Raw genomic sequence first — 26,816 nt, forward strand, 5'->3', positions numbered from 1 at the left:
TTCGCTGGTTAGCGGATGGGTGAACACATGTTCGACGAATCAAGTGTTGTTGGTGCGAGGCGCCAGTTGGATGGGCAGGGCGAACCATTCGCTAGGGTCGCGCCTGATACAAAAATTTGTATAATTGCGCTTTGAACGCGCCGCGTGAGGTTGAATTCGTTGGCGGCGCGCTGGACGATCTACGCGCGTTGCCGCTCTCGGCTCGGCGTGAGGCCGGTTACCAAATCGATCGCGTGCAGCGCGGATTGGAGCCTGACGATTGGAAGCCGATGAGTACGGTCGGACCCGGAGTCAGGGAGATACGGATTCGTGACGTGACGGGCGCATTTCGCGTTCTCTACATCGCGAAATTTGCCGAGGTGGTCTATGTGCTCCATTGCTTCCAGAAAAAATCCAGCAAGGTTGACCTGGATCTGGCCGCAAAGCGTTACCGGCACTTGTTGAAGGAGCTGAAACCGTGAGCAAGCAACGATACGAAAGCGTGTGGGACGCAATCGAGAGCACGCCGTCGGAAGCGGAAAACATGAAGTTGCGTTCCGTCCTCATGATGGCTTTGACGAGTCACCTTGCGCAGTCGGGGATGAGTCAGGCTCAGGCTGCCCGCCTGTTCGGCGTAACGCAGCCTCGCGTGTCGGATCTGATGCGCGGCAAGATCAATCTGTTTGGGCTGGATGCGTTGGTCAACATGGCGGCGGCCGCCGGCTTGCGTGTGGAAATGCGCCTGCACGAGGCTGCGTGAACACCCTCTCGTTTTGCGGAGCCGGCGTTACCGCCCCACCTCCAACTTCCCCAACGCATCCCTGAAATCCGGATACTCCTTCAAAAACGCCTGGTTCCGCTCGAACCTCCCGAGCAACCGGTCATCGATCGTCAGGTTCAACACCGTATCCCGATCCCACACCCTGGGCCGCCGCTTTACCGGAATCGGCACCTTCTCCGTGAACTCCTTGTACGAATCATGCGGTTCGCACTGTTCATAATCGGTCGAGATCCGCTGCACCGTCCCTGTCTCCAGGCCCGCCTGCCGCGCCTTTTCCTGCAGCCATGCCGCCGGCAGCGTCTGCAAGCTCCCATCCTGATATCCGCCGCCCACATCGGAATGCGCGCCGATGAACCAGCGCTGTTCGACGGGCAGGTGCGCCGGCCGTGGCGGTGAACCCGCGCGACGAGTCCATAGCGTGGGAAAGTACGGCTCGCGGTATTCGTTGGTGGCGATGGCGTGGTAGGCGTTCAGGACGTGGTTGCTCAGTTCCGTGTCGTGGAAGTTGTAGAAGCTGGAGAAGCCGGGAAACGACACGCCGCCAACCGGGATGCCAAGGCTGCCGACGGTGTCCCAGACGCCGACAAAGTGCAGGTCGGTGTCGCGGGAGAAGCGGTCGCGGAAGGCGGCGGCTTCCAGGGACGATGGGGTGCAGTCGTCGCGGTACAGCGCGTAGGCTTCCGAGACATTGTTTTCGGTGGGTTCGTTGAGCAAGCCGCACTTACGCACCATGCCCGCCAGGCTGCGGGCGGTGTAGGCGCCGCGGCTGAAGCCGAAGAGAAAGATGCGATCGCCGGGCTCGTGGCGCTGACAGAGCCAGCGGTAGCCTTCGCGGATGTTGGCCGACAGGCCTGCGCCGAACGCGCCGCCCATGAATTTGTCGATGGCGGACCACAGGCCCTGGCCTTGTGTCCCCACGCCCTCGATGTAGAGCGTTTCCTGCGTGCTGGTCTCGGGCGCGGCTTTGTAGAGCTCGTAGACGTTGGTGCGGTCGTTGGGTTCGTTCCACGTACCGTCGAAGAATACGGCGAGGTTCTTCACCATGATCGTCTCCCCACACACAGATAAAGGCTTGCGATACCTATGCTGCCGGCTGGGACAACGCCTGCCTGAGGCAAGCTAGCACGCGGCGTGTCGAAGGCAGGGCGCGGGGTTTCCCTGCTGCATGTTCGTACACCACCTTTCTGCCTAGCCCCGCGGGCGCGACATTGCGTGCTGGCGGCATTCTGCGCGGCGTACCGTTTTCAAGAGTACGCCTTTACTACGGCATCAGGAGCCATCCGAAGCGCTTGCGGATGGTATCCAGGACAAGAAAAAGAGCGGCCCGAAGGCCGCCGTAGCAAACAGGGACAATCCCCGCTTCAGACGATCTGGAATTGCACATCGATGTTGTCGCGAATCGCGCGCGAATAAGGGCACAACTGGTGCGCCGATTCAACCAGCAACTGCTTCTGCTCACCGGTCAACCCCGGCAGCGAAACGGCCAGCGTGACGCCGAGCGCGAAGTTGGCGCCGTTATCTACCTTGCCCAGCGACACGCTGGCGTCGATGGCGATATCGCGCGGCACGGTGATGTTGTGAGTGGCGCCGGCGCGCTTGATCGCGCCCATGAAGCAGGCCGAGTAGCCCACGCCAAAAAGCTGTTCGGGATTGGTGCCGGGCTTGCCGGATCCGGGTGTGCTCAGCGTGACGTCCAGCGCGCCGTCGCTGCTGCGTCCCGCGCCTTCGCGGCCGGCGGTGGTGTGGGTGTGGGCGGTGTAGAGAACCTGCTCGAGTTGCTTGGCCATGATGACTCCAGGAAGATCGGCGCGGCGTGGCCGTGCCTGTGGTTGAGAGCCTGCATTGCATCAAGCGGCTGTATCGGTCATGTGTCGGCGCCGGCGCGGGATGGCATCACCGCGTATCCAGCACCGGTCCGGATACGCTGCGATACAAACCGCCGTCATTGGCGGGCGCGGCGGCATTGGAGTATGTTGCGCGCTGGCGGCACGGGCCGCATCAAAGCAACGATCGAGTAACGATCAAGCAACGATCACGGAAAAGCACACATCATGGGACGTCTCGCCATCCTGGGCGCGCTGCACGAAGAAATCGCCGACCTGCTGGCGGCCATGGATCCCGGCGCCGAAACGCGCCGCATCGCCATGCGCGATTTTCAGGTGGGCACGCTGTGGGGCACGCCCTGCGTGATCGCGCTCAGCCGTATCGGCAAGGTGGCCGCGGGGGCGACGGCGTCCATCGTCATCCAGGAGTTCGGCGTGTCGCGCGTGCTGTTCACGGGCCTGGCGGGCGGGCTGCATCCGCAGGTGCGCGTCGGCGATATCGTCGTGGCGGATGCCTTGATGCAGCACGACATGGACGCGCGGCCCTTGTTCGGCCGCCACGAAATCCCGCTGCTGGGGCGCGAGCGCTTCGATGCCGATGCCGCGCTGAGTGCGTTGCTGCTGGATAGCGCACGCGACTTCGCGGCCAAGGGCGGTTTACCGGGCGCGGCCGCCCAGCCGCGCGTTCACCATGGCCTGATTGCGACCGGCGACATTTTCGTCAACGACAACGATCTGGCGCACGAGCTGCGCCAACGCCTGCCCGACGCGCTTTGCCTGGAAATGGAAGGCGCGGCGATGGCGCAGGTGTGTCACGAGTTCGGCGTGCCGTTTGCCGTGATGCGCGTGATCTCCGACAGCGCCGATCACGCGGCCAAGACGGACTTCACGGACTTCCTGGTAAACCTGGCGCGGCTGTACACCGCCGGCATCCTGAAGCCGCTGCTGCAGTCGGGCGCGCTGCGCGACGCCTGACGATCAACGCTACGCAGCCAGCGGCGCGATCCTGACTTCCGCCGACAGGCCGCCGCCTTCGCGGTTGGAAAGGATCAGCCTGCCGCCCAGCGCCTGTGCAAGCTGATGCGCAATGGCCAGTCCAAGGCCCGTCCCGCCCGTGTCCCGATTACGAGAGCTTTCCAGCCGGTAAAACGGTTGCAGCACCGCGTCCAGTTCATCTGCAGGGATGCCAGGGCCGCGATCCAGCACATGAATGGATAGCGTCGCGTCGTCCCGCGCCGCCACACGCACTTCGGCGGCGCCCGCGAACTTCAGCGCGTTGTCGATGAGATTGCCCAGGATGCGCCGCAAGGCATGGGGACGCGTCAACAGCGGCGGGACGGCGTCGCCCGACAGGGACACGTCCTTGCCCGTGTCCTGATAGTCGCAAACCAGACTGTCCAGAAAGGCATTCAGGTCGATCCGCGCGGGCTGCTCGGTCTTGCCGTGGGCGCTGCGCGCATAGTCGATGCCTTCGCGCACCAGCCGCTCGACTTCGTTCAGATCCTGCGCCAGCTTGTCCCGGTCTGCGGACGCATCCATGAACTCCGTGCGCAGTTTCATGCGGGTGATGGGCGTCTGCAGGTCGTGCGAGATGGCGCCCAGCATCTGCATGCGCTCGGCCAGATGCGCGGCGATGCGGTCCTGCATGGCATTGAAGGCGACGGCGGCGTGCGCGACTTCGGCCGGGCCCGCCTCGTCGAGCAGCGGGCTTTTGTGGTCGGGATCCAGTTCCTCGGCGGCGCGGGCCAGGCGGGTCAGCGGACGCACGGCCAGTCGCACGGCCAGCCAGGCACAGCCGGCCAGCAGCAGCAACTGCACGCCCAGCACGCCAAACAGCCACGGCGCCGGCCGCATCCGCAGCAGTTCGATGTCCAGAATCGCGGGCTGGCCATCGGACAGCACGACACGCGCCTGGATGTGGCGCGGATCGTCGGCCATGGCTCGGACCGTGACGGGACGCTCCGGCCCCAGCGCGGCCTCGATCGACTGCGCGGCGGTGCGCGCGGCGTCCAGAGACAGCGGCTGATCGGCCTTGCCGTCGCCCAGCAGATACTGGCGGTTGTTGCTGGACAGGCGCGGCAGCCAGGCGGCGCGCTCGGCGGCGGGCAGGCGGTCCAGGATGTCCATGGCGATGGCGACGTCGCGTTCCAGGTCGCCCAGCATCATGTTGCGGGTGGCGCTGTAGCGTTCGTAGAACAGCGAGGCGAACGACAGGCCGTACGCCAGGATCAGCCCCGCCACGAAGATCAGGAACAGCCGCGCGACCAGCGTGCGGGGCCAGGCGTGGCGGCGCGGCGCGGCGGCACTCACGGTTCGCCTTCCGAGACTTCCACCGCCGCGGAAAACACATAGCCTTCGCTGCGCACGGTCTTGATGTAGAGGGGTTCGCGCGCATCTTCGCGCAGGCGCTGGCGCAGGCGGCTGACCAGGAGGTCGATCGAACGACCGAAGAAGTCGGCGTCGCGGCCCTGCGTCAGGTTCAGCAGCTGGTCGCGGTTCAGCACGCGCTGCGGGTGGTCCAGAAAAACGCGCAACAGCCGGTACTCCGCGCCGCTGAGCGCCACGATGGTGCCTTCGGCGTCCAGCAGGTGCCGCGCCGTGGTGTCCAGCCGCCAGTTTCCAAAGCTGATCTCGCGGCCCGGTTCGGTCACCTGAAAGTTGGGCGGCAGCATGCGCGTGCGGCGCAGGATGGCCTTGATGCGCGCCAGCAGCTCGCGCGCCACGAACGGCTTGACCAGGTAATCGTCCGCGCCCATCTCCAGGCCCAGTACGCGGTCCATGTCGTCGCTGCGCGCCGTCAGCATCAGGATCGGGATGCGGCGGTGCTTGCCGCTGCGCAGTTCGCGGCACAGCACCAGGCCATCGTCGCCGGGCATCATGATGTCCAGCACGATCAGATCGACCGTCAGGTTCTCAAGCAGTTGCCGCATCTGCCGTCCGTCGGCGGCCAGCGTGACGGTCAGGCCGTTCTTGCGCAGAAAGCCGCCGGCCAGTTCGCGGATCTCGCGATCGTCGTCCACGATCATGACGTGGTCTATGTGGTCCATCTGCGGGTGCCTTCTTGGTGGGTGATGGCGCGCCCGGCGCGCCGGCGGGGTTCCGGAATTCTATAGGGCTAGCGCTCGCCCGGGGGCAGGGGATCGCGGCGCGGGCGGGTGTTGGAGATGAGCTGGCATTGGAAGGGCTTGGCGGCCTCGGCGGTGAAGCCGCCAAAGAGCAGCAGCAGGACGGCAAGAAAGCGTTTCATGAGGGACTCCGTTGCGGGGTGTGATCGGTTTATAGCGCCGGGGCGCCCGCGGAGTGTGTCGTACTGTATACGCCCTGGCGGCGGATACACGCGCTTGAAAAAATCCGCCGATCCGGCACATGCCGGATACGTGCCACGGGTGCAATGGGGTCACTTTCCAAAGGACGACCCCCATGGACCTCATCAACACCCCCATCGCGTTGCTTGCCGGCATGCTGACCATTGCGTCTCCCTGCGTGCTGCCCCTGTTGCCCGTGCTGCTGGGCACCTCGCTGGAACGGTCCGGCCGCCTGCGCCCCTTGTTTGTCGTGTCCGGCTTCGTGCTGGCGTTCGCCGGCCTGGGCATTGCCCTCAGCCTGATTTCCAACCTGAATGAACACGTGCATGAAGCCGTGCGCTCGACCTCGATCGTCCTGCTGGCGCTGTTCGGCCTGGTACGGATCTGGCCTGAGCCCTACGACCGTCTGATTGCCCGGGTCGGTGGACCCCTGCAGCGCCTGGCGGCGGCGGGCGGCACGGGCAGCGGCAATGCGGGCGGCTTTGTGCTGGGTCTGTCGCTGGGCGCCGTGTGGACGCCGTGCGCGGGTCCGGTGCTGGCCTCGATCCTGGTGCTGGCGGCCAAGGCGCAGGACCTCGTGCAGTCCAGCACGCTGCTGCTGGTGTTCGCCATCGGCGCCGGCGTCCCGATGCTGGTGATCGCCTACGGCGGGCAGGCCATCGCCACCCGGGTGCGCGGCCTGTCGCGCTACACGCAGCGCTTGCAGCAGGGCTTTGGGGTGCTGCTCGTCCTGACCGCCATCGCCATTTACTTCCAGTACGACGTCCTGGCCTATGCCTGGATCACCAACCTCTTCGCCTGACCCTCAAGGAGATAACCATGTTTGCCACGTTCAAGAAGATTGCCCTGGGCGCGCTGATCGGCGCCTGCCTGATGCAGGGCGCCGCGCAGGCCGCCCCGGCCGCCGCACCCCCGGCCCCGGAATTCACCGGCATCGAAAATTGGCTCAACAGCGAGCCGCTGACGATGGAATCGCTGCGTGGCAAGGTCGTGCTGGTGGATTTCTGGACCTACACCTGCATCAACTGCATCCGCACGCTGCCGTACGTCACGAGCTGGTATCAGAAGTACAAGGATCAGGGCCTGGTCGTCGTGGGTGTGCACACGCCGGAGTTTCCGTTTGAACGGTCGACCCCGAATGTGGAAAAGGCGCTGCAACGCTTCGGCATCACGTATCCGGTCGCGCAGGACAACCGCTACGCCACCTGGACCGCCTACCGCAACCAGTATTGGCCCGCGGCGTACCTGATCGACAAGCAGGGCAAGGTGGTCTATAGCCACTTCGGCGAAGGCCGGTACAAGGAGACCGAGGCGGAAATCCAGCGGCTGTTGGCCCAACCCGGCTGAGCCCGGACCAAGGCCCGGAGGAAACCCGGGCCAATCCCCCCGCCAAACCCCGCGCAAACCAGATATGCGATCCCGCGCATAGCCCCGGCCCCGCCCCGCGCCTACCATGCTGCAAACACAAGAACGAAGTTTGGAGACAGCATGAAGATCGTTAGCGCGCTGACCGCGGCCGGGCTTTTGCTCGGCGCGGGTCTGTTTTCCGCGGCTGGGGCCGCGGGTTCCTATCCCGACCGGCCCCTGCGGCTGGTCGTTCCCTTTCCGGCCGGCGGGGCCACCGACCTGATGGCTCGGGCGCTGGCGCAAGGGCTGGGCGAGAAGCTGGGCCAGTCCGTGGTGGTGGAAAACCGGGGCGGGGCGGGCGGCTCGATCGGGGCCGAGGCGGTGGCGACCGCCGCGCCGGACGGCTACACCCTGCTGTATTCGACGATGGGCGTGCTGACGATCAATCCGTCGCTGTACGCCAAGCTGCGCTATGACCCGCAAAAGAGCTTTGCGCCGGTCTCGCTGACCAACCTGACCGCCAACCTGCTGGTAGTGAACCCGGCGCTGAAGGTGAACTCCGTGACGGAGCTTGCCGAGCTTGCCCGCCGCCAGCCCGGCGAGCTGACCTTCAGTTCTTCGGGCAACGGCACGACCAGCCATCTGGCCGGCGAGATGTTCAAGTCCACCGCAGGCGTGGATATCCGCCACATTCCGTACAAGGGCACGTCCGGCGCGATCAACGACTTCATGGCCGGCCGCATCTCGATGATGATCGACACCTCGTCCAATTTCGTGGAGCAGGTCAAGGACGGCAAGGTCAAGGCCTTGGGCGTGACGAGCCGCAAGCGCCTGGCGGCGTTGCCCGACGTGCCGTCGATCTCGGAGACGCCGGGTTTCGAGGACTACGAAGTCAGCCTGTGGTCAGGCGTGCTGGCGCCCGCGGGCACGCCGCGCGCCATCATCGATCGGCTCAACGCGGACATCAAAACCGTGATGACCGCGCCGCAGATGGTCGAGCGCATGGCGGGCTACGGCATTCAGACCACGTACAGCACCCCCGAGGAATTCTCCGAACGCATCCGCGCCGACACGCAGAAGTGGGCGCGCATCATCGACGCGTCCGGCGCGCGCGCGGACTGAGCGCCGGCCCGCCTGGCCATCGCATCTCCAACCAACGGAACGACCATGCCTTCGATGATCCGAGCTTTGCTGGCGGCGGCTGCCGCACTGTCCTTCGCGTCTGCGCCGGCCGCCGCCGCGTACCCAGACCATCCCATCACGTTGATCAATCCGTACGCCGCCGGCGGTCCGGCCGACGTGGTGGCGCGCAGCCTGGCGCGCGCGCTGGAAAAGCGCCTGGGCCAGCCTGTCGTGGTCGAGAACAAGCCGGGCGGCGGCGCATCCATCGGAACGGGCTTCGTGGCGCGCGCCAAGCCGGACGGCTACACGCTGCTGCTCGGCACGTCGGCTGGTCACGTCGTAACGCCGCTGATGCAGAAGACGATATACGACGGCATCCAGGGCTTCGAGTTCTGCTCGGTGGTGGCGGTGCAGCCCATCATGCTGGTCGTCAATCCGTCGCGCGGCATCAAAACGGTGCCCGACCTGATCGCCCGCGCCAAGGCGGAACCCGGCAAGCTCAGCTACGGGTCGGCGGGCGTCGGAGGCGCCACGCACCTGGGCGCGGAACTGTTCCAGCAGGCCGCGCACGTGCAGCTCAATCACATTCCCTATGCCGGCGCGTCGCCCGCGATCAACGATGCGGTGGGCGGGCAGATCGACCTGGCCATGTTGAACCTGTCCGCCAGCCTGCCGTTCATCCGCCAGGGCCGGCTGGTGCCGTTGGCGTATGCGGCCGACAAGCGCTCGCCGCTGTTGCCCGACGTGCCCACGCTGGACGAGGCCGGCGTGAAAGGGGCACAGGCCGCCACCTGGTACAGCCTGGCCGCGCCTGCCGGCACGCCGCCGGACATCGTGCAGAAGCTGAGCGACACCGTCCGAAGCGTGAACGACGATCCCGACTACCGCCGCATCATGCAGGACCAGGCGATAGAGTTGATGGCGCTGTCTCCCCAGGATGCCGGCGCCTACGTCCGGAAGGACCGCGCCGACATGCAGCGGCTGCTGGGCACACTGGGGCTGCTGGCCAAATGACCCCCCACTTTCCTGCGCCGCGAAAGGCGCCCGCACCATGAACTTCGACTTCAGCAAGCTGGCCTCGGCCGACGCCTTCAAGCTGCTCTCCAGCGTGGTCGTGCCCCGGCCCATCGCCTGGGTGGTCAGCCAGTCGGAAGCGGGCGTGCGCAATGCCGCGCCGTTCTCGTTCTTCAACGTGGTCAGCAGCGACCCGCCCATCGTCGCGCTGGGCATCGGACCGCGCGGCGGGCAATTGAAGGACACCTCGCGCAACATCCGGCAGACGCGGCAGTTCGTGATCAACCTGGTGTCTGCGGAGCTGGCCGAACAGATGAATCACACCAGCCTGGACTACGACGCCGGCATCGACGAACTGGCGCGCGCCGGATTGGCGACCGAACCGTCCCTGATCGTGGCGCCGCCGCGCATCGCGCAGAGTCCGGCCGCGCTGGAATGCGAGGTCTGGCAGGTGCTGGACGCGGCGCCGCAGCGCGTGATCGTGCTGGCGCGGGTGGTGGCGCTGTACCTGCGGGACGACGCCTTGCTCGATGCCGGCAAGTTCTATGTGGACACGCCCGCGCTGCGCCTGCTGGGCCGCATGCACGGCGCGGGCTGGTACGCGCATACCAGCGATCTATTTCAGATGCGCACGCCCGACGCGGCCAACGATCCCGCCGTGCGGCCCGCGCAGGGGCATTGAATGCCCCGCAGACCTTGAACCCTTTTGGAGCCTGTCGATGAAACTGCATTGGTCGCCACGATCGCCCTTCGTGCGCAAGGTGATGATCGTCATTCACGAGGCCGGCATCGAGGACCGCGTGGCGCTGGTGCGCACGCCGGTCGCGATGGACAAGCCCAACCTGGATCTGGTGCCGGACAACCCGCTCATCAAGCTGCCGACGCTGGTGCTGGAAGACGGCACGGCGTTGTACGACTCGCGCGTCATCTGCGCCTACCTGGACGCGCTCACCGGCGCGGGCCTGTTGCCCGCCGACCCCCGCGCGCGCCTGCTCGCCGAACGCCGGCAGGCGCTGGGAGACGGCTTCCTGGACGCGTTGCTGTTGTTCCGGCAGGAGCGCAACAAGCCCGCCGCGCGCCAGACGCCCGCGTGGCTCGACGCCTTTGCGCTGAAAACCCGAGCGGTGCTTGCCGCGCTGGAAGCCGAGGCGCCGGCGCTGCAGGCCAGCGGCTTCGACCTGGGCCTGATCGCCATCGGTTGCGCGCTGTCGTACATGGACTATCGTTTCCCGGACATCGCCTGGCGCGACGGCCACCCGGCGCTGGCGGCCTGGCATGCGCGATTTGCCGCGCGGCCGTCCGTGATGCGCACGCAGCCCGACGAAACCCCGTGAACAGAGGACGATGATGAGCCGTATCCCGCTACCCGATCCCGCCACCATGACCGACGCGCAGAAGGGCGTGTACGAGAAGATCGTCTCCGGTCCGCGCGGCCGCCTCGTCGGTCCCCTGCGCGCCGCGCTGCACAATCCTGATCTGGCCGATCGCTGGCAGGCGCTGGGGGCACTGCTGCGCTTTGGCACCAGCCTGCCGCCCCGCGTCAGCGAGCTTGCCATCGTGGTGACGGCGCGCCGCTGGAACAGCCAGATCGAGTGGCATATCCATGCGCAAGCCGCCCGGGCCGCAGGCATCTCGGATGCCGTGCTGGACGCGATACGGGCCCGCGTGACGCCGGTATTCGACAACCGCGACGACGAAATCGTCTATGAGTTCGCGCGGCAGATCCAGGAGACCGGGCAGGTCGAACCGGCCCTGTATGCGCAGGCGGTCGAGCGCTGGGCCGCCGTTGGCGTGGTGGAACTGACCGCTGTGATCGGCTACTACACGATGGTGTCCATGACGCTGAACGCGCACGAGATCCCGATGCCCGACGACGCTCCGCCGCCGCTGGATACACCGGCGCAGGATGGCGCGCCGGCGCTCAGCCGCCTGGCGCCGCTGGCCGGGAGCGCATCATGAGCGCCGCCGGCAATCCCAACCCCGGCGCGCAGGCGCGCGCCTACGTGCCGGACAGCGTGGAGACGCCGCGCATGCCCGTGACACCCCGCCATACGCTGCCGGCGGGGGCGTGCGATACGCATTGCCACGTCTTCGGGCCCTACGAACGCTTTCCATTGCAGCATCCGTCGTCCTACGCCGCGCCGGACGCGCCGGCCGAACGCTATCTGCGCATGCTGGACACGTTGGGCGCCGCGCGGGGCGTGCTGGTGCAACCGGCGCCCTACGGGACGAATCCGGACGCGTTGCTGGCCGCCGTGGCGCAGGGCGGAGAGCGCCTGCGCGGAATTGCCGTGGCGGATCCCACGGCCACCGATGCGCAATTGCAGGCCCTTTACGACGGCGGCGTGCGCGGCCTGCGCTTTGTCGAGGCGCGCGATCCGGCGGGCAACCTGTTTGCCGGCAGCGTGGGATTCGATCAGGTGGCGGCGCTTGCGCCGCGCATGAAGCGGTTCGGCCTGCACGCGCAGCTTTGGGCGCCGTGCGATACCTACCTGCGCCATCTGCCTGCACTGGCCAAGCTGGATCTGCCGCTGGTCATCGACCACCTGGGCAGCCTCGTGCCCGCGCGCGGCGCCGAGGACCCGGTTTTCCAGATGCTGCACGGCCTGCTGGCCGATGGACGGATCTGGATGAAGCTGACGGTATGCCGGGTGGGCGCCGCGCCTGACTACGAAAACGCGCGCGGCATCCACGACGCCCTCACCCGCGCCAATCCGGACCAGGTGCTGTGGGGGTCGGATTGGCCTTTTGTCCGCATGGGCGCGGCGGCGCCGTCGGCCGATGCGCTGGTGGATCTGGCGCACGATTGGCTGGGCAACGACGCGTTGCGCAGGAAGGTGTGGGTGGATAACCCCGCGCGCCTGTACGGGTTCAGGTAAGCGCCGGCACGCCGGTCCGGGTTTACGGGCTGGCGTGCCAGACGCCTTCGCCGCCGATCTCGCGCACCAGCGTCTGGATCTGGGAGGCCACCTCCATGACCGTGCGGCCCGGCCCCTTCGAGCGCGAGAACGCCATGGAGACGATGCGGCTCATCGTCGGATCGCGCAGCGCGGCAATGCTGAGGCGGCCTTCCTGCACCTCCTGCCATACCGCGTGCAGCGGCAGCACGGTGTACATCTTTTCGTGTTCGACGATGGACTTCATCAACGGCAGGGAGTCGGCCTCGATCAGCGGAGAGATGGCGATTTTGCGCGCCCGCGCCAGACCGTCGAGCGCGTTGCGCAAGCCGTTGGGCGCGCCCGGCAGGATGAAGGGCAGGCCATCGAGCTTGTCGAAGGTGATCTCGCCCGCCTGCGTGCGCGCGTCGCCCGCGGCGCCGACCAGGTACGAGTCCACGGAGGCCAGCGCCTGTTCGCCGGGCGGGCATTTGTCGCCGTAGCGATAAAGAATGGCGATGTCCACGCGGCTGTCGGTCAGCCATTCTTCGATCTGGCCGCTGGAGCCTTCCAGGATCTTGAGATGCACCTTCGGGAATTGCTCGCGCAGCCGGGAAAACAGCCTGCGGATGAGCGGGTGCGCGGTTGAAGGCAACAGTCCCAGCGTGACCTCGCCGGCAGGCTCGCGCGCCTCGCCGTTCAGTTCCATTTCCAGGCGTTCGGCGTCGCCCAGCAGCGTCTGCACCAGCGGGAACAGGCGCTCGCCCACTTCGGACAGGTTCACGCCGCGCCCGGTGCGGTTGAAGAGCCGCGCATTGCACTCGCGCTCGAGCGCATTGATGCGGCGGCTCAGCACCGACTGGTCCTGGTCCAGGTACAGCGCCGCGCGCGTGATGCTGCCCAGTTCCGCGATGGCCAGGAAGGCCCGCCATTTATGAAGGTCGGCGGTCAGGTCCAGGCTCAGGCCCGTGGCTTTTGCTGATGGCATGGTCGATGGCGCAGGTCGGCAGTCGTGGGAATCGGCATAAGCGTACGGCAAAAGCGCACGGGCATGGCGTTATTGCAGGCCAAGCTTGCCGCGCTTGATGACCTCGCCCCACTTCTTCGATTCCGTCTCCATCAGCGTTCGGTATGCGTCGGGCGTGGTCGCGACGGGGATGGCGCCCTGGTCGATCATCTTCTGCCGCAGGACCGGGTCGGCCAGGGATTTTGCGATCGCGTCGGACATCTTGTCGACGATGTCCTTGGGCGTGCCGGTGGGCGCGATGACGCCGTAGTTGGATTCCACGATGATGCCGGGAAAGCCGGCCTCCTTGGTGGTGGGTACGTCGGGCAGGCCCTCGAAGCGTTCCGGGCTGGCCACGGCCAGCGCGCGCAGCTTGCCCGCCTTGATGAAGCCCAGCGCGGCGGACGCGTCGCCGGGGAACATCTGCACCTCGTTGGACAGCAGCGCGGTGACTGCGGGCGCGGCGCCCTTGTAGGGCACATGCATGATGTCGATGGCGGTCTGCTGCTTGAGCAGTTCGCCGCCCAGGTGCGGCGTCGTCACGTTGCCGGCCGAGCCGTAGTTGTATTTGCCGGGCTGCTTCTTGGCGCTGTCGACAAAAGCGGCCAGGGTGGTGTCCGGCAACGACGGATTGACCATGATGACCTGCGGAATGCGCGCGACCAGCGACACGTATTGGATTTTGGACACGTCGTACGGCACCTTCATGACGTGAGGCAAACCGGTGATCGCGCCCGGCACGCCGAAGCCGAAGGTGTTGCCGTCGGGCGTGGCGCGCACGGTGGCGTCGACACCGATGGTGCCGCTGGCGCCGGCCTTGTTCTCGATGACGATGGTCTGCCCGAGGCGCTCGCCCAGAGACGGCGCAAGCAGGCGCGCTAGGTTGTCCACCGAGCCGCCGGGCGGGTAGGGCACGATCAGCCGGATCGGCTGGCTTGGCCAGGGCTGGGCTGCGGGCGCGGCGGGCGCGGCGGCGACGCCGCCCAGGATCATTGCCGCCACCGTCAGTGCGGTTGCTTTCTTCATGTGTCTCTCTCCGGATGCGCCGGCTCGGGCCGGCGCGTTGTCGTTGTCAGGCGCCTTGCAGGCCCAGGACCTGCTTGGCGTAGATGTTGCGCTGGATCTCGTTGGTGCCGCTGAAGATGGTGGCCGCCAGGGCGTTGGTATAGGGCGCCAGCGCCTGCACGCCGCTGCCGCCATAGCTCAGGCGCATTGCCGCGCCGCCATATTCTTCGGCGATCTGGATCAGCAGGGCGCCCAGCCGCTCGTGGGTTTCGGTGGCCCAGATCTTCAGGAGCGACAGTTCCGGCGGCAGCGGAAGTCCGGCTTTGGCCATGTCCGCAAACACGCGGTACATCGCGGTCAGGTCGGCGCTGTCCAGCCGCAACTCGGCCAGCCGGTCGGCGAACGCCGGATCGGCCAGCAGGCCGCGCTGGCGCGCCAGACTGAAGATCTGTTGCAGGGCGTGGCTTGCGTGCTTGGGGCTGCCGCTGAACAGACGCTCGAAGCCGAGCAAGGCCTTGGCGATTCCCCAGCCCGCGTTGAGTTCGCCGACCACGTTGCCGCGCGGCACGCGGACCTGGTCGAAGAAGACCTCGCAGAACTCCTCGTGACCCGACAGCGTGCGGATCGGCCGGCGGCTGACGCCCGGACTGCTCAGATCGACCAGCAGGAAACTGATGCCTGCCTGCTTCTTGACGGTCTTGTCGGTGCGCACCAGCATGAACATGTGCGTCGCGTCCTGCGCCAGCGTGGACCAGGTCTTCTGGCCGGTGACGACCAGTTCGTCGCCGTCGATCACCGCCTCGCAGCGCAGCGAGGCCAGATCCGATCCCGCGTCGGGTTCCGAGTAGCCCTGCGCCCACACCGCCTCGCCGGACAGGATGCCCGGCAGAAACCGCGCGCGCTGCGCGTCCGTGCCGTGGCGGATGAGGATGGGGCCCAGCATGACCAGGCCCTGGTCCGGCGCGCGCGCCACGCCGTAGCGTTCGGCTTCTTCGATGAACGCGATCTGCCGGGCGGGAGACAGCGCCATGCCGCCATGCTCGCGCGGCCACGACGGTGCGATCCAGCCCTGGCGCGACAAGGTGAAGTACCACGCTTTGATCTCATCCCAATGCAGCCGCCACGGCACGTGCCGCAGTTGATCGGGGTAATGCGCGCGGAAGAAGCGGCGCAGCAGCTTGCGGAACGCCGCTTCCGGCATGGCGTTCCAATCTGCCTCGCGCGGGAACTCCATGGCGTCCAGGCCTGGCGTTGAGCCCTCCGGTGCGTCCTCTGCCGTATCGTCCGCCTCCGGCGCCGGGTCAGCGGCCAGCACGCCATAACGCTGACGATGCGCCGTGGCGTTGCCCAGCCAGGCGGCCAGGTGCAGGGCGCTGCGGAAGTACAGGCTGACGTCGCATTCGTCGGTGTAGCCGATGGCGCCGTGCAGCTGGATGGCCAGCCGCGCCGCATCGATGCCGGCGCGCGCTGCTCGGGCCTTGACCCGGCTGGCCGCCGCCTTGCGGGCCTTGACGTCGTCCGGCGCCGCGGCAATGGCGTTCAGTGCGTCCAGCAGACTGTTGGACGCCAGCTCGACCTGCAGGGTCGCGTCGACCAGGCGGTGCTGCAGCGCCTGGAATGACGAGAGCGTCTGGCCGAACTGCTTGCGCGTATTCAAGTAGGCGACTGAATCGGCCAGCACCTGCCGCGCGACGCCCACGAGTTCTGCGGACTGCATCAGGCGGCCGTAGTCCAGCGCCTCGTCAACGGCGTCCAGCACGCCCTCGCGCGCCAGCAACGCTTCGCCGCCAACCACCGCGGACTCGATCGTCAAATGGCAGGCCGGTGAGCCATCCGCGCGTTCGTGCGTCTGCACCGTGACGCCGGGCGTGCCGGCCGGCAGATAGAACAGCGCAGAGCCCGTTTCGCCATCGGCCGTGACGAGCCAGCCGTCCACGTCCGCGCCGGGGACGACGTGGCGCTTTTCGCCGTTCAGCACATAGGCGCCTTCGCGCGCGGTGACCGTGACGCCAAACGCCCCGGCGGATTCGCCGGCTTCGAGCTGTCCTTCGGTTTCCTGCCAGGCGAGGCCAACCCGTTTTTCACCGGCGCACAAGGCTTGCAGCAACGCGTCTCGGACGGTGCCATCGCCCGCAGGATTGATGCGCGCCAGCAGCGCCGTGCTCAGCACACCCGCCCCGACAAGCGGTTCGGGCAACTGGGCGCGGCCCGCTTCTTCCAGCACGGCGGCCATCGCGTGCCAGCCCAGTCCCAAACCGCCCAGCGCTTCGGGCACGCTCATGCCCAGCCAGCCGACGGCGGCAATCTCCTGCCAGTACGCGCGCTCGCCGCCCGGGGTGCGGCGCTTGCGCTGCCGCTGGTCGCGGCGTTGCAGGAAGTCGCGCGCGCTGTCGCGGATTTCCTCGATCAGTTCGTGGTCGGCGGCGCTCATACGATGCCCTCGGCATGCAGGCGCTCGATCGCTTCGGCGGACAGGCCAAGTTCGGCGCGCAGGATGTCGGCCGTGTGCTCGCCCAGCATGGGCGGGGGCAGACCGGCGGCGATCGGCGTGGCGGAAAAGTGAATCGGGTTGCGGACGATCGGCATGCTGCCGAGCGCGGGATGCTCCACGCTGCCCAGCACCTGCCGATGGCGCACCTGCGGATCCTCGAACACTTGATCCATGGTGTAGATCGGGCCGCAGGGCACGTTGGCGGCCGCCAGGGCCTGGTTCCAGTCCGCGACGGTTCGCGCCAGCATCGCGGGCTCGATCAGCCGCGACAGATCGGCCTGCGCCGCCGCGCGCTTGGGATTCGTGTCAAAGCGTGGGTCGTCGGCGAGCGCGGGCAGACCGATGACCAGGCAGAAGCTGCGGAATTGCGAGTCGTTGCCCACGGCGACCATCAGGTGTCCGTCCCGGCATTCGAAGGCGCGGAACGGCGCGGTGATCTGCGAGGCCGAACCCATGCGGGCGGGCAGCTGACCGCTGGCCAGATAGTTCATGCCGATGTGCGAGATGGCCGCGATCTGCGCGTCCAGCAGCGCCAGGTCGATGTGCTGACCCACGCCGGAGATCTGGTCGCGATGCCGCAGCGCGGCAAGAATGGCCGACACCGCGTAGAAGCCCGCGGTCAGGTCGGAAACGGAATAACCCGCCTTGACCGGCCCGGCGCCCGGCTCGCCGTCCGGCACACCCGTCACGCTCATCAGCCCGCTCATGGACTGGAAGATCGGATCGTAGCCCGGCAGGTGGCTGTAGGGGCCGGTCTGGCCGAAGCCGGTGATGGAGCAATACACCAGCCGCGGGTTCAGGGCCGACAGCGAGGCGTAGTCCAGTCCGTAGCGCTTCAGGTCGCCCGCCTTGAAGTTTTCGATGACGATGTCGGCCTTCTGCGCAAGCTGGCGCACCAGCGCCTGGCCTTCGGGCCGCGAGATATCGAGCGTCACGGATTTCTTGCCGCGGTTCATCGCGACGAACGACGAGGTTTCCCGGCTGGGCTTGCCGTCGCGGTCTGGCATGGGATAGCCCTGGTGCCGCACGTCGTCGCCGCGGCCGGGGCGCTCCACCTTGATGACCTCGGCGCCGAAGTCGGCCAGCATCTGCGCGGCCCACGGCCCGGAAAAAACCCGGCTCAGGTCCAGGACCTTCACGCCTTCCAATGCACTGGTCATGTCGGCTCCCTTATTTGCCCTGGAACACCGGCGCGCGCTTTTCCAGGAACGCGCGGCGCGCCTCCCGCGCGTCCTCGGTCTTGGCGATGGCCGCCGTCATGTCCTGTTCGTAGCGGTAGCCGTCGCGCAGGCTCATGTCTTCGATGGCGTTGAGGGTCTGCTTGGCCAGCACGGTCGCCAGCGGACTCTTGGAGGCCAGCTCGCGCGCCAGTTCCATGGCGCGGTCCATCAACGCATCGGCGGGCACGGCGGCTTCGACGATGCCCAGGCGATAAAGCTCGTCGCCGTCGACGCGCAGGCCGGTCAGCATCATCCGGCGCAGGCGGGAGTGGCCGAAGAGCCGCATGCCATGGCGGCCCCCGCCCAGCAGCCCGACATTGATCTCCGGCAGTCCCACGACGGCGGTGGACGCGGCGATCAGGATGTCGCAAGAGGCCACGATGGCCAGCCCCGCACCCAGCGCCGCGCCGTTGATCGCGCCCACCACGGGCTTGGCGCATTCACGGATGGCATGAAAGCACTCCCGCGTGCGGCGTGAATGCTGCGGCAGGTCGCCCGGCCCCTTGATCGTCTCGCCGCGGCTCTTCAGGTCGGCGCCGGCGCAGAAGATCTTGCCCTGGCCCGACAGCACCACCGCCCGCACCTCGGGCGTCTCCGAAATGCGGTCCAGCACCCACGACAGCTCGTTCATCATGTCGGTGCTGAGCGCGTTCACGGGCGGATTGGCCAGCAGGATGGTGGCGACCCCGTCGGTGATCGTGACGTCCAGCGCGCGGTAGGGGCCAGCCAGGTTCTCCGGCATGCTCATGTCTCTCTCCTTTTCTTGTTCAGATGATCTTGCGGTCGCGGTAATCCTGGATCTGTTCGGCGGACAGGCCCAGCTCCGCCAGCACGTCGGCGGTGTGCTGGCCCAGCAGCGGCGGCGCGGCGTCGGCGCGCAGCGCGGCGCTGCCAAAGCGCAGCGGGTTCATCACCTGCGGCACCGACCCCGCGGCCGGATGCGGCAGGCGCCGCAGCATGGCGCGATGCACGACCTGCGGGTCTTCGAAGACTTCGGGAACGGTATTGATGGAGCCCGCCGGTACACCGGCCTTTTTCAGCGCCGCCAGCCAGTGGGCGCGCGGCTGGGTGACGAAAATGGCGTCCAGGATCGGGTCCAGGGTGTCCTGATTGCGCACGCGCTGGCTGTTGGTGATGTAACGCGGGTCCTGCGCCAGCTCGGGCTGGCCCAGCATGTCGCACAGCGTGGCGAACTGCCCGTCGTTGCCCACCACGATCACGATGTCGCCATCGGCGCACGCGAAGGTGCGCTGCGGCTGGATGTTGGGATGCGCGGTGCCGGTGCGGCGCGGCACCTTGTTGCCCAACAGGAAGTTCATTGCCTGGTTGGCCAGCAGGCCCACCTGCACGTCCAGCATCGCGACGTCGATGTATTCGCCCTGGCCGGTCTGTGCGCGGCGCAGCAGCGCGGCCACGATGCCCAGCGCGGCATACACGCCGGTGGTCAGGTCCACGATCGGCACGCCGACCTTCTGGGGACCGCCGCCGGGCTTGTCGTCCCGTTCGCCGGTGACGCTCATCAGGCCGCCCATGGCCTGGATCAGGAAGTCGTAGGCGGGTTCGGCGGCGCGTGGCCCGGTCTGCCCGAATCCGGTGACAGAGCAGTACACCAGGCGCGGATTGATCTTGGAGAGCGTGTCGTAATCCAGCCCCATGCGCGCCAGCGTGCCGACCTTGTAGTTCTCCAGCACCACGTCCGCATCGCGGCACAGTTCCTTGACGAGCGCCTGGCCTTCCGGCGTCTGCAGGTCCAGCGTGACGGAGCGCTTGCCGCGGTTGGTGGCAATGAAGTAGGCGCCGTCCTTGGTGTCCTGGCCTTCTTCGTCCTTCAGGAACGGGGGGCCCCAGGAGCGCGTGTCGTCGCCCTGGCCCGGCCGCTCGACCTTGATGACGTCAGCGCCCAGGTCGGCCAGGATCTGGCTGGCCCAGGGACCGGCCAGGATGCGGCTCAGGTCCAGCACTTTGAGATTCGATAACAGCGGCTGCAAAGCCTTCTCCTTGACTGCGGTATGTGCAGGCAGTCTAGGAGTTGGCGGGCGCTGCGGGAGGGGCCCGCGAGCGCAAAGCTGTTATGCGGATTGAGGCCGTCATCGTGCGTCGGCGTCAGCGTCCCGTGTTGGGATAGTCAGGCCCGGCGTCGTTGAACCCGCCGGAGCTGTACGGATTTGCCGCGCCCGGGTGCGGCGGTCCGCCGGGGCCGGCGCCGCAACCGGCCAGGAGCAGGGTGGCGGCAAGAAGAGAAAGCAGGCGCTTCAGGGAGGATGTCATGGAGGTCTCCTGCGTCTGCCCCTCAGCAGGCGCGTGGCTTGCAGCGTATGCGCGGATTATAGGCCCGCAGTCTTCGCCTTGATCCGGGGTTTTGCGCAACGCGCGCGATACGCGTTCACCGGGTCGGAATCCGCGGGATGAAAGTACGGGTGCGGGTAGCCTGCTTCGCGCAGCGCCGCGTGCAGGCGAACGCCCCACACGCATTCGCGCTGCGCTTCGTCCCACAGCCGCGCCGCCAGGTCTTTTTGTCCGCTGCGCCACAGCGCCAGGCCGTAATCGGCCGCGATTTCTTCGTCGCGCGGCAGGTCGCGGTAGGCAAGACGCATCAGGCGCAGGCCTTCGTCGGTCTGGCCGCGCAGGGCCAGAATCCAGCCCAGCGTGCCCTGGTTGTACGGACGCGGGCCGACGCGCGCCAGCGAGCGGCGGGCCTGTTCCTCCGCTTGCGGCAGGTAGTCGGGAAAGTCCGCCAGGAAGTAGGCGGTGTTGTTCGCCAGGTCCGTTGCGTCGGCGGCGTGCTTTTTCGATTGCCGGGCCTGCAAGACGTTCGAATCCTCCAGCACCAGATCGGGCATGCCGAGCAGGCGCTCCACTTCCAGCCGCTTGCGCCGGTCGGCGTCGTCAACCGGCTTGAACATGTCCGGAAACGGCCGCTGCCGTGTCTGCAGCAGCCAGTGCCGCGCCAGATCGGTTTGGCCAGCGGCCAGCAGCAGCCGCGCCAGGTCCAGCTTCTGCTCGGCACTGCGGGTGCAGCGCATGGCGCCGATCAGCGCGCGGGCGCCGTCTGCGTCGTGCTGCGCGAACTTGCGGTTGACGGCGTCCAGCTCCGCAAAGCACTTGCTGTCGCGCGTGACGTCCGCATCGATATGCAGCGACACCGAACCCGCCGGCACGTCGTGGCTGAAGTAGGCCGTCGCGCCCTGCCGGGTGGTGTAGCCCAGGTCCACCCATTGTTCGCCCCAGCGCTGGGGCATGGTCATGATGTACGGCCAGGCCGGCAAGGGCTCGGTGCTGCCACTGCGCTGCAACTGGAAGAAGTGCCCCCAAGGCCCGTCGCCGATGCGGCGGATCAGGGTGAAGTCGTCTTCCGTATGCGGCAGCGAGGTCCGGATCAGCGCCGTGCGGCCTTCGGCGTCGGTGACGCCATGCAGGATGCCGTCGCCGGAAGGGGTATCGAGAATCTCGTCGTTCGAGCCGGTAACGAAGACGCGGTACGGCGTATGCGGCGCGGGGGCGGGGCCATTGCCATCCATCAGCGTCAACGTCAGGCTGCGCGTGCGGCTTGGGGTGTCTGACACCTGCGCGGCCGCCGTGCCTGCCGGAGCCGCTGCATGCGCGGCCGCCGCGGCCAGTCCCAGCACGGCCGCCAGGCATGACGCAGAGGCCGATGCGAACCAGGCGGGGCGCGATGCGGCGCCGGGAAGTGCGGGTGAGGCGGATTGTCCGGAACGTTGCTGCGGGTGCTTCATGGGGACTGCCAGTGGCGCCGGGCGCGGCGGGCTGCCACGGCGGTAGGGGAGAAGGCCTGCCTAAGCAGGGCGCTGCGACGCAAGCGCGAGCCGGATTGTGCATCACAAACCGAAAGCGTAGCGGGCCGCGGGATCCGATGCGCGTGGCGGCTTCGCGCCGCTGACAGCCCCGCGCCCGCGTCAACGTGTGGCATCCTCGCGCCTTCGCCTTCGCCTTCCCCGCCGTGCCCAATGTCCAAACTCATCCTGCGTGCCCTGGACCTGTCTCTCCTGTCCTTTGCCGCCGCGCTTTTCGGCGCGTGCCTGACGTCCTTGCTGCAGACCGGTGACCTCGGCTGGGTGGTCTCCGACGCGCCGTACATGTTCTCGGCGCGCGATTTCTACGCCCAGGCGGTCCTGGCCGGCCTGGCTGGTGTGCTGATGCTGATCGTGGCCGAGCGCCCGGCCAAGCTGCGCCAATCCTTCTCCTGGGGCCTCGTGGCGACGTTTGCCGCCGCGCTGCTCGCCCTGTACCTCGCGCCGCCTTCCCCGCAAGTGTTCGGCAACACCTGGGCCCCCGGCGAGGCCACGCGCGAACTGTTTCTGGCGCAATGGCGCCTGGTCCTGCCCATCGCCGTCGCGGCGACCGCGCTGCGGTGGGGTTTGCGCCGGCTTTTGCGCTAGGATTGTCGTCACCCAACCCCGCCTCCCCCGGAGATACCCTGCATGTCCTCCCTAGACGCCTTTGCCATCACCAAGAAGTGGCCCGCCCAGCATCCCGACCGCATCCAGCTCTATTCGCTGCCGACGCCCAACGGCGTGAAGGCGTCGATCATGCTCGAGGAAACCGGTCTGCCCTATGAAGTCCACCGGGTCGCCTTCGATACCAAGGACCAGTTCACGCCCGAGTTCCTGTCGCTCAGCCCGAACAACAAGATCCCGGCCATCCTCGACCCGAACGGGCCGGACGGCAAGCCGCTGGGCCTGTTCGAGTCCGGCGCGATCCTGGTCTACCTGGCCAGCAAGGCCGGCCAGTTCATCCCGGCGGACACGGCGGGTCGCTTCGAGACGCTGCAATGGGTGATGTTCCAGATGGGCGGCATCGGACCGATGTTTGGCCAACTGGGCTTTTTCCATCGGTTCGCGGGCAAGGACTATGAAGACAAGCGCCCGCGCGACCGTTATGTGGACGAGTCCAAGCGCCTGCTGGCCGTGCTGGACCAGCGCCTGGAAGGGCGCGACTGGGTGATGGGCGACCAGTACACCATCGCCGACATCGCCATCTTCCCGTGGGTGCGCAACCTGGTGGGCTTCTATGACGCCGGCGACCTCGTCGGCTTTTCGTCGTTCAAGAACGTCGCGCGCGTGCTGGACGCGTTCGTGGCGCGGCCCGCGGTCGCCAAGGGTCTGACCATTCCGGGCTGACCGATGGAACTGCGCCAGCTCCGTTACTTCGTGCGCGTGGTCGAGGCCGGCAGCATCGGCCGGGCGGCCATGTCGATCGGCATGGTCACGTCGGCGCTCAGCCAGCAGATCAGCCGTCTCGAAGGCGAACTGTCCACGCGGCTGTTGCAGCGCAGCGCCAGCGGCGTGGTGCCCACGGACGCGGGGCTGGCGTTTTTCCGGCAGGCGCAGCTGGCCCTGCGCCACGCCGACGACGCCGTCCAGGCTGCGCAACAGGCCCGGCTGGCCGGGCACGTCAGCGTCGGCCTGCCGTCCACGACGGCGGCGGTGCTGGGCGCGCCCTTCCTGCAGGCCATGCATGCGCGTTACCCCGACATCCGGCTGCATCTGGTCGAAGCGCTGTCCGGGCACCTGACCGACATGCTCAACGGCCGCCTGCTGGATCTGGCCATCGTGTTCCATGCCGAATCCGCGCGCCGCTGGAGCGTGATGCCGCTGCTGGACGAGCCCCTGTTCCTTTTTGCCCGGCCCGGCATGCCCGGCGTGCCGTCTGGCGACACGACGCGGCTGGAGGCCATTGCCGACCTGCCGCTGGTGCTGCCCAGCGGCCGCCACGGCCTGCGGGCGCTGGTCAACAACGCCTTCCAGCAACTGGGACGCACGCCCCGGGTGGTGGCCGAGGTCGATGGCCTGTCCCTGCTGATGGACGTGGTGCAGCAGGGCGGCGCGGCGACGATCCAGCCCAGTTCGGCCACCGCGCGCATCGCGCCCGGCCAGTTGCAGATGGCGCGCATCGACGATGCCCACCTGTTCCGCTCCAACCTGCTGGCCAGCCTGTCGGACGAGGAGCTGTCGCCCGCGGCGCTGGCGGCCCGGCTGGTCATGGCCGACGTGTCCCGCACCCTGGCCCGCGAAGGCAAATGGGCGGTGGTCGCTCTTCACGAATCGTGAATACCCGTTGACGCCTGCCTGATATCGCAGCGGCGCGCCGCTGCGTAGAGTCTGCCCCTTGAATTGGGGAAGATGGCATGGTTGACGTCTTGGTGATTGGTGGGGGCAATGCGGCGCTGTGCGCGGCCCTGATGGCGCGCGAAGCCGGCGCCAGCGTGCTGCTGCTGGAAGCGGCGCCAAAGGAATGGCGGGGCGGAAATTCCCAGCACACGCGCAATCTGCGCTGCATGCACGATGCGCCGCAGGACGTGCTGATCGACGCGTATCCCGAAGAGGAATACTGGCAGGACCTGCTCAAGGTGACGGGCGGGCTGACGAATGAACATCTGGCGCGGCTGGTCATCCGCGAGTCCTCCACCTGTCGCGACTGGATGCGCCGCCACGGCGTGAACTTCCAGCCGCCGCTGTCGGGCGCGCTGCACGTGGCGCGCACCAACGCGTTCTTCATGGGCGGCGGCAAGGCGCTGGTCAATGCCTATTACCGCAGCGCCGAAGCGCTGGGTGTGCAGATCCGCTACAACGCGCCGGTCGATTCGCTGGACCTGGACAACGGCCGCTTCGTGGCCGCGCGCATTGGCGACGAGCGCATCGAGGCCCGCGCCTGTGTGCTGGCCGCAGGGGGCTTCGAGTCCAACCGCGAATGGCTGCGCGAAGCCTGGGGTCAGAACGAGCGCGGCGAATGGCCGGCCGACAACTTTTTGATCCGCGGCACGCGCTTCAACATGGGCGTGCTGCTGAAATTCATGCTGGATGCCGGCGCCGACGGCATCGGCGACCCCTCCCAATCGCATTGCGTGGCCATCGACGCCCGCGCGCCGCTCTACGACGGCGGCATCTGCACGCGCATCGATTGCGTGTCGCTGGGCGTGGTCGTCAACCGCGACGCCGAGCGCTTCTACGACGAGGGCGAGGACTTCTGGCCCAAGCGCTACGCCATCTGGGGGCGCCTGACGGCCATGCAGCCCGGCCAGATCGCGTATTCCATCATCGACGCCAAGGCGATCGGCCGCTTCATGCCGCCGGTGTTTCCGGGCGTGAAGGCCGATACGTTGCCCGAACTGGCGGAGAAGCTGGGGCTGGATGCGGCCACCTTCGAGAGGACGGTCGGGGACTACAACGCGGCCTGCCGCGTCGGCAAGTTCGACCACACCGCGCTGGACGACTGCCATACCGAAGGCCTGACGCCCGCCAAGACGCACTGGGCGCGGCCCATCGACACCGCGCCGTTCTACGGCTATGCGCTGCGTCCCGGCATCACCTTTACCTATCTGGGCCTGAAGGTGGACGACACCGCCGCGGTCCGGTTCAACGACCAGCCCAGCGACAACCTCTTTGTCGCGGGCGAAATGATGGCCGGCAACGTGCTGGGCAAGGGATACACGGCGGGCGTGGGCATGTCCATCGGCACGGCCTTCGGCCGCATTGCCGGCACCCGCGCCGCCGCCGCGGCGCTCGGCCAGAACCCTGCGGGAGCACACCGTGAAGCAGCTTGAAGCCCTGGCCCGCGAGGCGCAGTCCTTTTCCACCAGCCAGTCCGGACCTATCCCGACTCCGGCGCCCACCGAGCAGCCCGTGCATTTTCATGCAAGGGGCGCCAAGCCGCTGACGGAATCGCTGACCGATGACGAGACCGAAGTGGCGCGCGTCATGCAGATCTGCAACGCCTGCCGCTACTGCGAAGGTTTCTGCGCGGTGTTTCCCGCCATGACGCGCCGCCTGGAATTCGGCAAGGCCGACCTGAACTACCTGGCCAACCTGTGCCATAACTGCGGCGCCTGTCTGCACGCGTGCCAGTACGCGCCGCCGCACGAGTTCGCCGTCAACGTGCCGCAGGCCATGGCCAAGGTGCGGATGCAGACCTACACCGACTATGCGTGGCCCGCGGCGTTGGGCACGCTGTACAAGCGCAATGGCCTCGCGCTGTCGCTGGCCACGGCCGCCGGACTGGCGCTGTTCCTGGTGCTGGCGGTGGTGATGGCGGGCGGCCTGTTCCACGAGCCGATGGCAGGCAATTTCTACGCCGTGTTCCCGCACAACACGCTGGCGCTGATGTTTGGCGTGGTGTTCGGCTTTTCGATGCTGGCGCTGGCGGTGGGCGTGACGCGGTTCTGGCGCAACGTCAGCCCGGGGGCGGCATCCGGCGCAGCGGTGGCCGAGGCGGCGCACGACGCGCTGCGCCTGCGCTATCTGGACGGCGGCCACGGCAAGGGTTGCAACAACGCCGACGACGCCTTCACGCTGTGGCGCCGGCGGTTTCACCACTTCACGTTCTACGGCTTCATGCTGTGTTTCGCAGCCACGTGTGTCGCCACGCTTTACCACTATCTGCTGGACCAGCAGGCGCCGTATCCGATCCTGAGCGCGCCGGTGCTGCTGGGCACCGCGGGCGGCATCGGCCTCTTGATCGGGCCAGCCGGCTTGCTGTGGCTGAATGTCAAGCGCCATCCGCTGCAGGGCGACGCGGCGCAGAAACCGATGGACCGGGGCTTCATCGTGCTGTTGTTCCTGACCAGCGCGACGGGCCTGGCGCTCTTGGCCGGCCGCGACGGCAGCGCGATGGCGCTGCTGCTGGCGATCCATCTTGGCGTCGTGATGGCGTTGTTCCTGACCTTGCCCTACGGCAAGTTCGCCCATGGCATCTACCGCTCGGCCGCGCTCTTGAAGTGGTCCATCGAAAAACGCCAGCCCAACAAGCTGCAGCTCGGTTCGGACTGACCGGACCGGCCTTACCGCCGGCCTGACAGCGCCCGCTCGAGGCGCCGCAGCCGGCCACAACCCT

The 26,816-nt window shown here is 67.5% G+C and carries 29 protein-coding genes; 16 read left to right on the forward strand and 13 right to left on the reverse strand.

Going from position 1 to position 26,816, the window contains the following annotated elements:
- Window positions 1–131 precede the first annotated feature (131 nt).
- Together MHZ91_RS00585 and MHZ91_RS00590 are read left to right on the forward strand one after the other, a co-directional pair.
- Complete coding sequence (locus tag MHZ91_RS00585) at window positions 132–461, forward strand: type II toxin-antitoxin system RelE/ParE family toxin (RefSeq protein WP_239211347.1); 330 nt, start codon at window positions 132–134, stop codon at window positions 459–461.
- On the forward strand, window positions 458–739 hold the full coding sequence (locus tag MHZ91_RS00590; protein ID WP_175137843.1) for a helix-turn-helix domain-containing protein: 282 nt from the start codon (window positions 458–460) through the stop codon (window positions 737–739). Before MHZ91_RS00585 ends, MHZ91_RS00590 begins: the two co-directional genes overlap by 4 nt.
- A 27-nt stretch (window positions 740–766) precedes the next feature.
- Here the strand turns inward: MHZ91_RS00590 and MHZ91_RS00595 are convergent, their stop codons facing one another.
- Both MHZ91_RS00595 and MHZ91_RS00600 read right to left on the reverse strand, forming a co-directional pair.
- On the reverse strand, window positions 767–1,804 hold the full coding sequence (locus MHZ91_RS00595) for a DUF2235 domain-containing protein (RefSeq protein WP_239211350.1): 1,038 nt from the start codon (window positions 1,802–1,804) through the stop codon (window positions 767–769).
- A 317-nt stretch (window positions 1,805–2,121) separates the two neighbouring features.
- Window positions 2,122–2,547: an organic hydroperoxide resistance protein gene (locus MHZ91_RS00600; RefSeq protein WP_175122447.1), complete on the reverse strand. Its 426-nt coding sequence runs from the start codon at window positions 2,545–2,547 to the stop codon at window positions 2,122–2,124.
- Window positions 2,548–2,811: 264 nt separating this feature from the next.
- On the opposite strand from MHZ91_RS00600, the gene MHZ91_RS00605 reads away from it, so the two are divergent.
- Window positions 2,812–3,558 carry a 5'-methylthioadenosine/adenosylhomocysteine nucleosidase gene (locus MHZ91_RS00605; protein ID WP_239211354.1) on the forward strand — a complete coding sequence of 249 codons (747 nt, stop codon included), beginning with the start codon at window positions 2,812–2,814 and terminating at the stop codon, window positions 3,556–3,558.
- 9 nt (window positions 3,559–3,567) lie between these two features.
- Here MHZ91_RS00605 and MHZ91_RS00610 read toward each other — a convergent pair whose 3' ends face one another.
- The 3 genes from MHZ91_RS00610 to MHZ91_RS28220 form a co-directional block, all read right to left on the reverse strand.
- Window positions 3,568–4,893 (reverse strand): ATP-binding protein, encoded by a 1,326-nt coding sequence (locus tag MHZ91_RS00610; RefSeq protein ID WP_239211357.1) that lies wholly within the window; start codon window positions 4,891–4,893, stop codon window positions 3,568–3,570.
- Window positions 4,890–5,630, reverse strand: a complete 741-nt coding sequence (locus MHZ91_RS00615) for a response regulator (RefSeq protein ID WP_175122450.1) — start codon at window positions 5,628–5,630, stop codon at window positions 4,890–4,892. The genes MHZ91_RS00610 and MHZ91_RS00615 overlap by 4 nt, the downstream gene beginning before the upstream one ends.
- A 68-nt stretch (window positions 5,631–5,698) precedes the next feature.
- The gene (locus MHZ91_RS28220) at window positions 5,699–5,830 is read right to left on the reverse strand and encodes a hypothetical protein (protein WP_255595163.1); all 132 of its coding nucleotides are present in this window, start codon (window positions 5,828–5,830) and stop codon (window positions 5,699–5,701) included.
- Window positions 5,831–6,003: 173 nt separating this feature from the next.
- On the opposite strand from MHZ91_RS28220, the gene MHZ91_RS00620 reads away from it, so the two are divergent.
- The 8 genes from MHZ91_RS00620 to MHZ91_RS00655 all read left to right on the forward strand — a co-directional run bounded on the left by MHZ91_RS00620 (window position 6,004) and on the right by MHZ91_RS00655 (window position 12,250).
- Window positions 6,004–6,690 (forward strand): cytochrome c biogenesis CcdA family protein, encoded by a 687-nt coding sequence (locus MHZ91_RS00620; RefSeq protein WP_105240645.1) that lies wholly within the window; start codon window positions 6,004–6,006, stop codon window positions 6,688–6,690.
- 71 nt (window positions 6,691–6,761) lie between these two features.
- On the forward strand, window positions 6,762–7,235 hold the full coding sequence (locus MHZ91_RS00625; protein WP_370647770.1) for a thioredoxin family protein: 474 nt from the start codon (window positions 6,762–6,764) through the stop codon (window positions 7,233–7,235).
- A gap of 141 nt (window positions 7,236–7,376) precedes the next feature.
- A complete protein-coding gene (locus MHZ91_RS00630) occupies window positions 7,377–8,357 on the forward strand; it encodes a tripartite tricarboxylate transporter substrate binding protein (protein ID WP_175184697.1) in 981 nt (326 codons plus the stop codon).
- A gap of 54 nt (window positions 8,358–8,411) precedes the next feature.
- Window positions 8,412–9,371 carry a tripartite tricarboxylate transporter substrate binding protein gene (locus tag MHZ91_RS00635; RefSeq protein ID WP_239211952.1) on the forward strand — a complete coding sequence of 320 codons (960 nt, stop codon included), beginning with the start codon at window positions 8,412–8,414 and terminating at the stop codon, window positions 9,369–9,371.
- Between the two features lie 37 nt (window positions 9,372–9,408).
- Window positions 9,409–10,053, forward strand: a complete 645-nt coding sequence (locus MHZ91_RS00640; protein ID WP_239211362.1) for a flavin reductase family protein — start codon at window positions 9,409–9,411, stop codon at window positions 10,051–10,053.
- 37 nt (window positions 10,054–10,090) lie between these two features.
- On the forward strand, window positions 10,091–10,705 hold the full coding sequence (locus tag MHZ91_RS00645; RefSeq protein WP_239211365.1) for a glutathione S-transferase family protein: 615 nt from the start codon (window positions 10,091–10,093) through the stop codon (window positions 10,703–10,705).
- A gap of 13 nt (window positions 10,706–10,718) precedes the next feature.
- Window positions 10,719–11,330 (forward strand): carboxymuconolactone decarboxylase family protein, encoded by a 612-nt coding sequence (locus MHZ91_RS00650; RefSeq protein WP_239211955.1) that lies wholly within the window; start codon window positions 10,719–10,721, stop codon window positions 11,328–11,330.
- Window positions 11,327–12,250 carry an amidohydrolase gene (locus MHZ91_RS00655; RefSeq protein WP_239211372.1) on the forward strand — a complete coding sequence of 308 codons (924 nt, stop codon included), beginning with the start codon at window positions 11,327–11,329 and terminating at the stop codon, window positions 12,248–12,250. Before MHZ91_RS00650 ends, MHZ91_RS00655 begins: the two co-directional genes overlap by 4 nt.
- 22 nt (window positions 12,251–12,272) lie before the next feature.
- Here the strand turns inward: MHZ91_RS00655 and MHZ91_RS00660 are convergent, their stop codons facing one another.
- The 8 genes from MHZ91_RS00660 to MHZ91_RS00695 form a co-directional block, all read right to left on the reverse strand.
- Entirely contained in the window at window positions 12,273–13,235 is a 963-nt protein-coding gene (locus MHZ91_RS00660; RefSeq protein WP_175122457.1) for a LysR family transcriptional regulator, read from the reverse strand.
- A 69-nt stretch (window positions 13,236–13,304) separates the two neighbouring features.
- Window positions 13,305–14,279 (reverse strand): tripartite tricarboxylate transporter substrate binding protein, encoded by a 975-nt coding sequence (locus MHZ91_RS00665; protein WP_239211374.1) that lies wholly within the window; start codon window positions 14,277–14,279, stop codon window positions 13,305–13,307.
- 46 nt (window positions 14,280–14,325) lie between these two features.
- Complete coding sequence (locus MHZ91_RS00670; RefSeq protein ID WP_239211376.1) at window positions 14,326–16,689, reverse strand: acyl-CoA dehydrogenase; 2,364 nt, start codon at window positions 16,687–16,689, stop codon at window positions 14,326–14,328.
- On the reverse strand, window positions 16,686–17,909 hold the full coding sequence (locus MHZ91_RS00675; RefSeq protein ID WP_218342864.1) for a CaiB/BaiF CoA-transferase family protein: 1,224 nt from the start codon (window positions 17,907–17,909) through the stop codon (window positions 16,686–16,688). The genes MHZ91_RS00670 and MHZ91_RS00675 overlap by 4 nt, the downstream gene beginning before the upstream one ends.
- A gap of 10 nt (window positions 17,910–17,919) precedes the next feature.
- The gene (locus tag MHZ91_RS00680) at window positions 17,920–18,717 is read right to left on the reverse strand and encodes an enoyl-CoA hydratase/isomerase family protein (RefSeq protein ID WP_370647764.1); all 798 of its coding nucleotides are present in this window, start codon (window positions 18,715–18,717) and stop codon (window positions 17,920–17,922) included.
- Between the two features lie 19 nt (window positions 18,718–18,736).
- The gene (locus tag MHZ91_RS00685) at window positions 18,737–19,957 is read right to left on the reverse strand and encodes a CaiB/BaiF CoA-transferase family protein (protein WP_239211378.1); all 1,221 of its coding nucleotides are present in this window, start codon (window positions 19,955–19,957) and stop codon (window positions 18,737–18,739) included.
- Window positions 19,958–20,072: 115 nt separating this feature from the next.
- On the reverse strand, window positions 20,073–20,237 hold the full coding sequence (locus tag MHZ91_RS00690; protein WP_175122021.1) for a hypothetical protein: 165 nt from the start codon (window positions 20,235–20,237) through the stop codon (window positions 20,073–20,075).
- 56 nt (window positions 20,238–20,293) lie between these two features.
- Window positions 20,294–21,703, reverse strand: a complete 1,410-nt coding sequence (locus MHZ91_RS00695) for a hypothetical protein (protein ID WP_239211380.1) — start codon at window positions 21,701–21,703, stop codon at window positions 20,294–20,296.
- Between the two features lie 231 nt (window positions 21,704–21,934).
- Here MHZ91_RS00695 and MHZ91_RS00700 point away from each other — a divergent pair, with 231 nt between their 5' ends.
- The 5 genes from MHZ91_RS00700 (at window position 21,935) to tcuB (ending at window position 26,752) form a co-directional block, all read left to right on the forward strand.
- A complete protein-coding gene (locus MHZ91_RS00700) occupies window positions 21,935–22,366 on the forward strand; it encodes a hypothetical protein (RefSeq protein ID WP_239211382.1) in 432 nt (143 codons plus the stop codon).
- A gap of 42 nt (window positions 22,367–22,408) precedes the next feature.
- A complete protein-coding gene (locus tag MHZ91_RS00705) occupies window positions 22,409–23,107 on the forward strand; it encodes a glutathione binding-like protein (RefSeq protein ID WP_175122464.1) in 699 nt (232 codons plus the stop codon).
- Window positions 23,108–23,110: 3 nt separating this feature from the next.
- Entirely contained in the window at window positions 23,111–24,037 is a 927-nt protein-coding gene (locus MHZ91_RS00710) for a LysR substrate-binding domain-containing protein (RefSeq protein WP_239211385.1), read from the forward strand.
- A 77-nt stretch (window positions 24,038–24,114) separates the two neighbouring features.
- Complete coding sequence (tcuA, locus tag MHZ91_RS00715) at window positions 24,115–25,530, forward strand: FAD-dependent tricarballylate dehydrogenase TcuA (RefSeq protein ID WP_175184688.1); 1,416 nt, start codon at window positions 24,115–24,117, stop codon at window positions 25,528–25,530.
- Window positions 25,517–26,752, forward strand: coding sequence for a tricarballylate utilization 4Fe-4S protein TcuB (tcuB, locus tag MHZ91_RS00720; RefSeq protein WP_286897352.1), 1,236 nt, complete (start codon window positions 25,517–25,519; stop codon window positions 26,750–26,752). Before tcuA ends, tcuB begins: the two co-directional genes overlap by 14 nt.
- The last annotated feature ends 64 nt before the right edge of the window (window positions 26,753–26,816 follow it).

The organism is Achromobacter sp. ACRQX (assembly GCF_022346505.1).
GTDB lineage: Bacteria > Pseudomonadota > Gammaproteobacteria > Burkholderiales > Burkholderiaceae_B > Achromobacter > Achromobacter animicus.

What these genes read in the sequence shown, in the direction of transcription:
- MHZ91_RS00595 (WP_239211350.1), bottom strand. Translation starts at nt 1,804, where the DNA reads ATGGTGAAGAACCTCGCCGTATTCTTCGACGGTACGTGGAACGAACCC.
- MHZ91_RS00600 (WP_175122447.1), bottom strand. Translation starts at nt 2,547, where the DNA reads ATGGCCAAGCAACTCGAGCAGGTTCTCTACACCGCCCACACCCACACC.
- MHZ91_RS00605 (WP_239211354.1), top strand. Translation starts at nt 2,812, where the DNA reads ATGGGACGTCTCGCCATCCTGGGCGCGCTGCACGAAGAAATCGCCGAC.
- MHZ91_RS00615 (WP_175122450.1), bottom strand. Translation starts at nt 5,630, where the DNA reads ATGGACCACATAGACCACGTCATGATCGTGGACGACGATCGCGAGATC.
- MHZ91_RS28220 (WP_255595163.1), bottom strand. Translation starts at nt 5,830, where the DNA reads ATGAAACGCTTTCTTGCCGTCCTGCTGCTGCTCTTTGGCGGCTTCACC.
- MHZ91_RS00620 (WP_105240645.1), top strand. Translation starts at nt 6,004, where the DNA reads ATGGACCTCATCAACACCCCCATCGCGTTGCTTGCCGGCATGCTGACC.
- MHZ91_RS00625 (WP_370647770.1), top strand. Translation starts at nt 6,762, where the DNA reads ATGCAGGGCGCCGCGCAGGCCGCCCCGGCCGCCGCACCCCCGGCCCCG.
- MHZ91_RS00630 (WP_175184697.1), top strand. Translation starts at nt 7,377, where the DNA reads ATGAAGATCGTTAGCGCGCTGACCGCGGCCGGGCTTTTGCTCGGCGCG.
- MHZ91_RS00635 (WP_239211952.1), top strand. Translation starts at nt 8,412, where the DNA reads ATGATCCGAGCTTTGCTGGCGGCGGCTGCCGCACTGTCCTTCGCGTCT.
- MHZ91_RS00640 (WP_239211362.1), top strand. Translation starts at nt 9,409, where the DNA reads ATGAACTTCGACTTCAGCAAGCTGGCCTCGGCCGACGCCTTCAAGCTG.
- MHZ91_RS00645 (WP_239211365.1), top strand. Translation starts at nt 10,091, where the DNA reads ATGAAACTGCATTGGTCGCCACGATCGCCCTTCGTGCGCAAGGTGATG.
- MHZ91_RS00650 (WP_239211955.1), top strand. Translation starts at nt 10,719, where the DNA reads ATGAGCCGTATCCCGCTACCCGATCCCGCCACCATGACCGACGCGCAG.
- MHZ91_RS00655 (WP_239211372.1), top strand. Translation starts at nt 11,327, where the DNA reads ATGAGCGCCGCCGGCAATCCCAACCCCGGCGCGCAGGCGCGCGCCTAC.
- MHZ91_RS00660 (WP_175122457.1), bottom strand. Translation starts at nt 13,235, where the DNA reads ATGCCATCAGCAAAAGCCACGGGCCTGAGCCTGGACCTGACCGCCGAC.
- MHZ91_RS00665 (WP_239211374.1), bottom strand. Translation starts at nt 14,279, where the DNA reads ATGAAGAAAGCAACCGCACTGACGGTGGCGGCAATGATCCTGGGCGGC.
- MHZ91_RS00670 (WP_239211376.1), bottom strand. Translation starts at nt 16,689, where the DNA reads ATGAGCGCCGCCGACCACGAACTGATCGAGGAAATCCGCGACAGCGCG.
- MHZ91_RS00675 (WP_218342864.1), bottom strand. Translation starts at nt 17,909, where the DNA reads ATGACCAGTGCATTGGAAGGCGTGAAGGTCCTGGACCTGAGCCGGGTT.
- MHZ91_RS00680 (WP_370647764.1), bottom strand. Translation starts at nt 18,717, where the DNA reads ATGAGCATGCCGGAGAACCTGGCTGGCCCCTACCGCGCGCTGGACGTC.
- MHZ91_RS00690 (WP_175122021.1), bottom strand. Translation starts at nt 20,237, where the DNA reads ATGACATCCTCCCTGAAGCGCCTGCTTTCTCTTCTTGCCGCCACCCTG.
- MHZ91_RS00695 (WP_239211380.1), bottom strand. Translation starts at nt 21,703, where the DNA reads ATGAAGCACCCGCAGCAACGTTCCGGACAATCCGCCTCACCCGCACTT.
- MHZ91_RS00700 (WP_239211382.1), top strand. Translation starts at nt 21,935, where the DNA reads ATGTCCAAACTCATCCTGCGTGCCCTGGACCTGTCTCTCCTGTCCTTT.
- MHZ91_RS00705 (WP_175122464.1), top strand. Translation starts at nt 22,409, where the DNA reads ATGTCCTCCCTAGACGCCTTTGCCATCACCAAGAAGTGGCCCGCCCAG.
- MHZ91_RS00710 (WP_239211385.1), top strand. Translation starts at nt 23,111, where the DNA reads ATGGAACTGCGCCAGCTCCGTTACTTCGTGCGCGTGGTCGAGGCCGGC.
- tcuA (WP_175184688.1), top strand. Translation starts at nt 24,115, where the DNA reads ATGGTTGACGTCTTGGTGATTGGTGGGGGCAATGCGGCGCTGTGCGCG.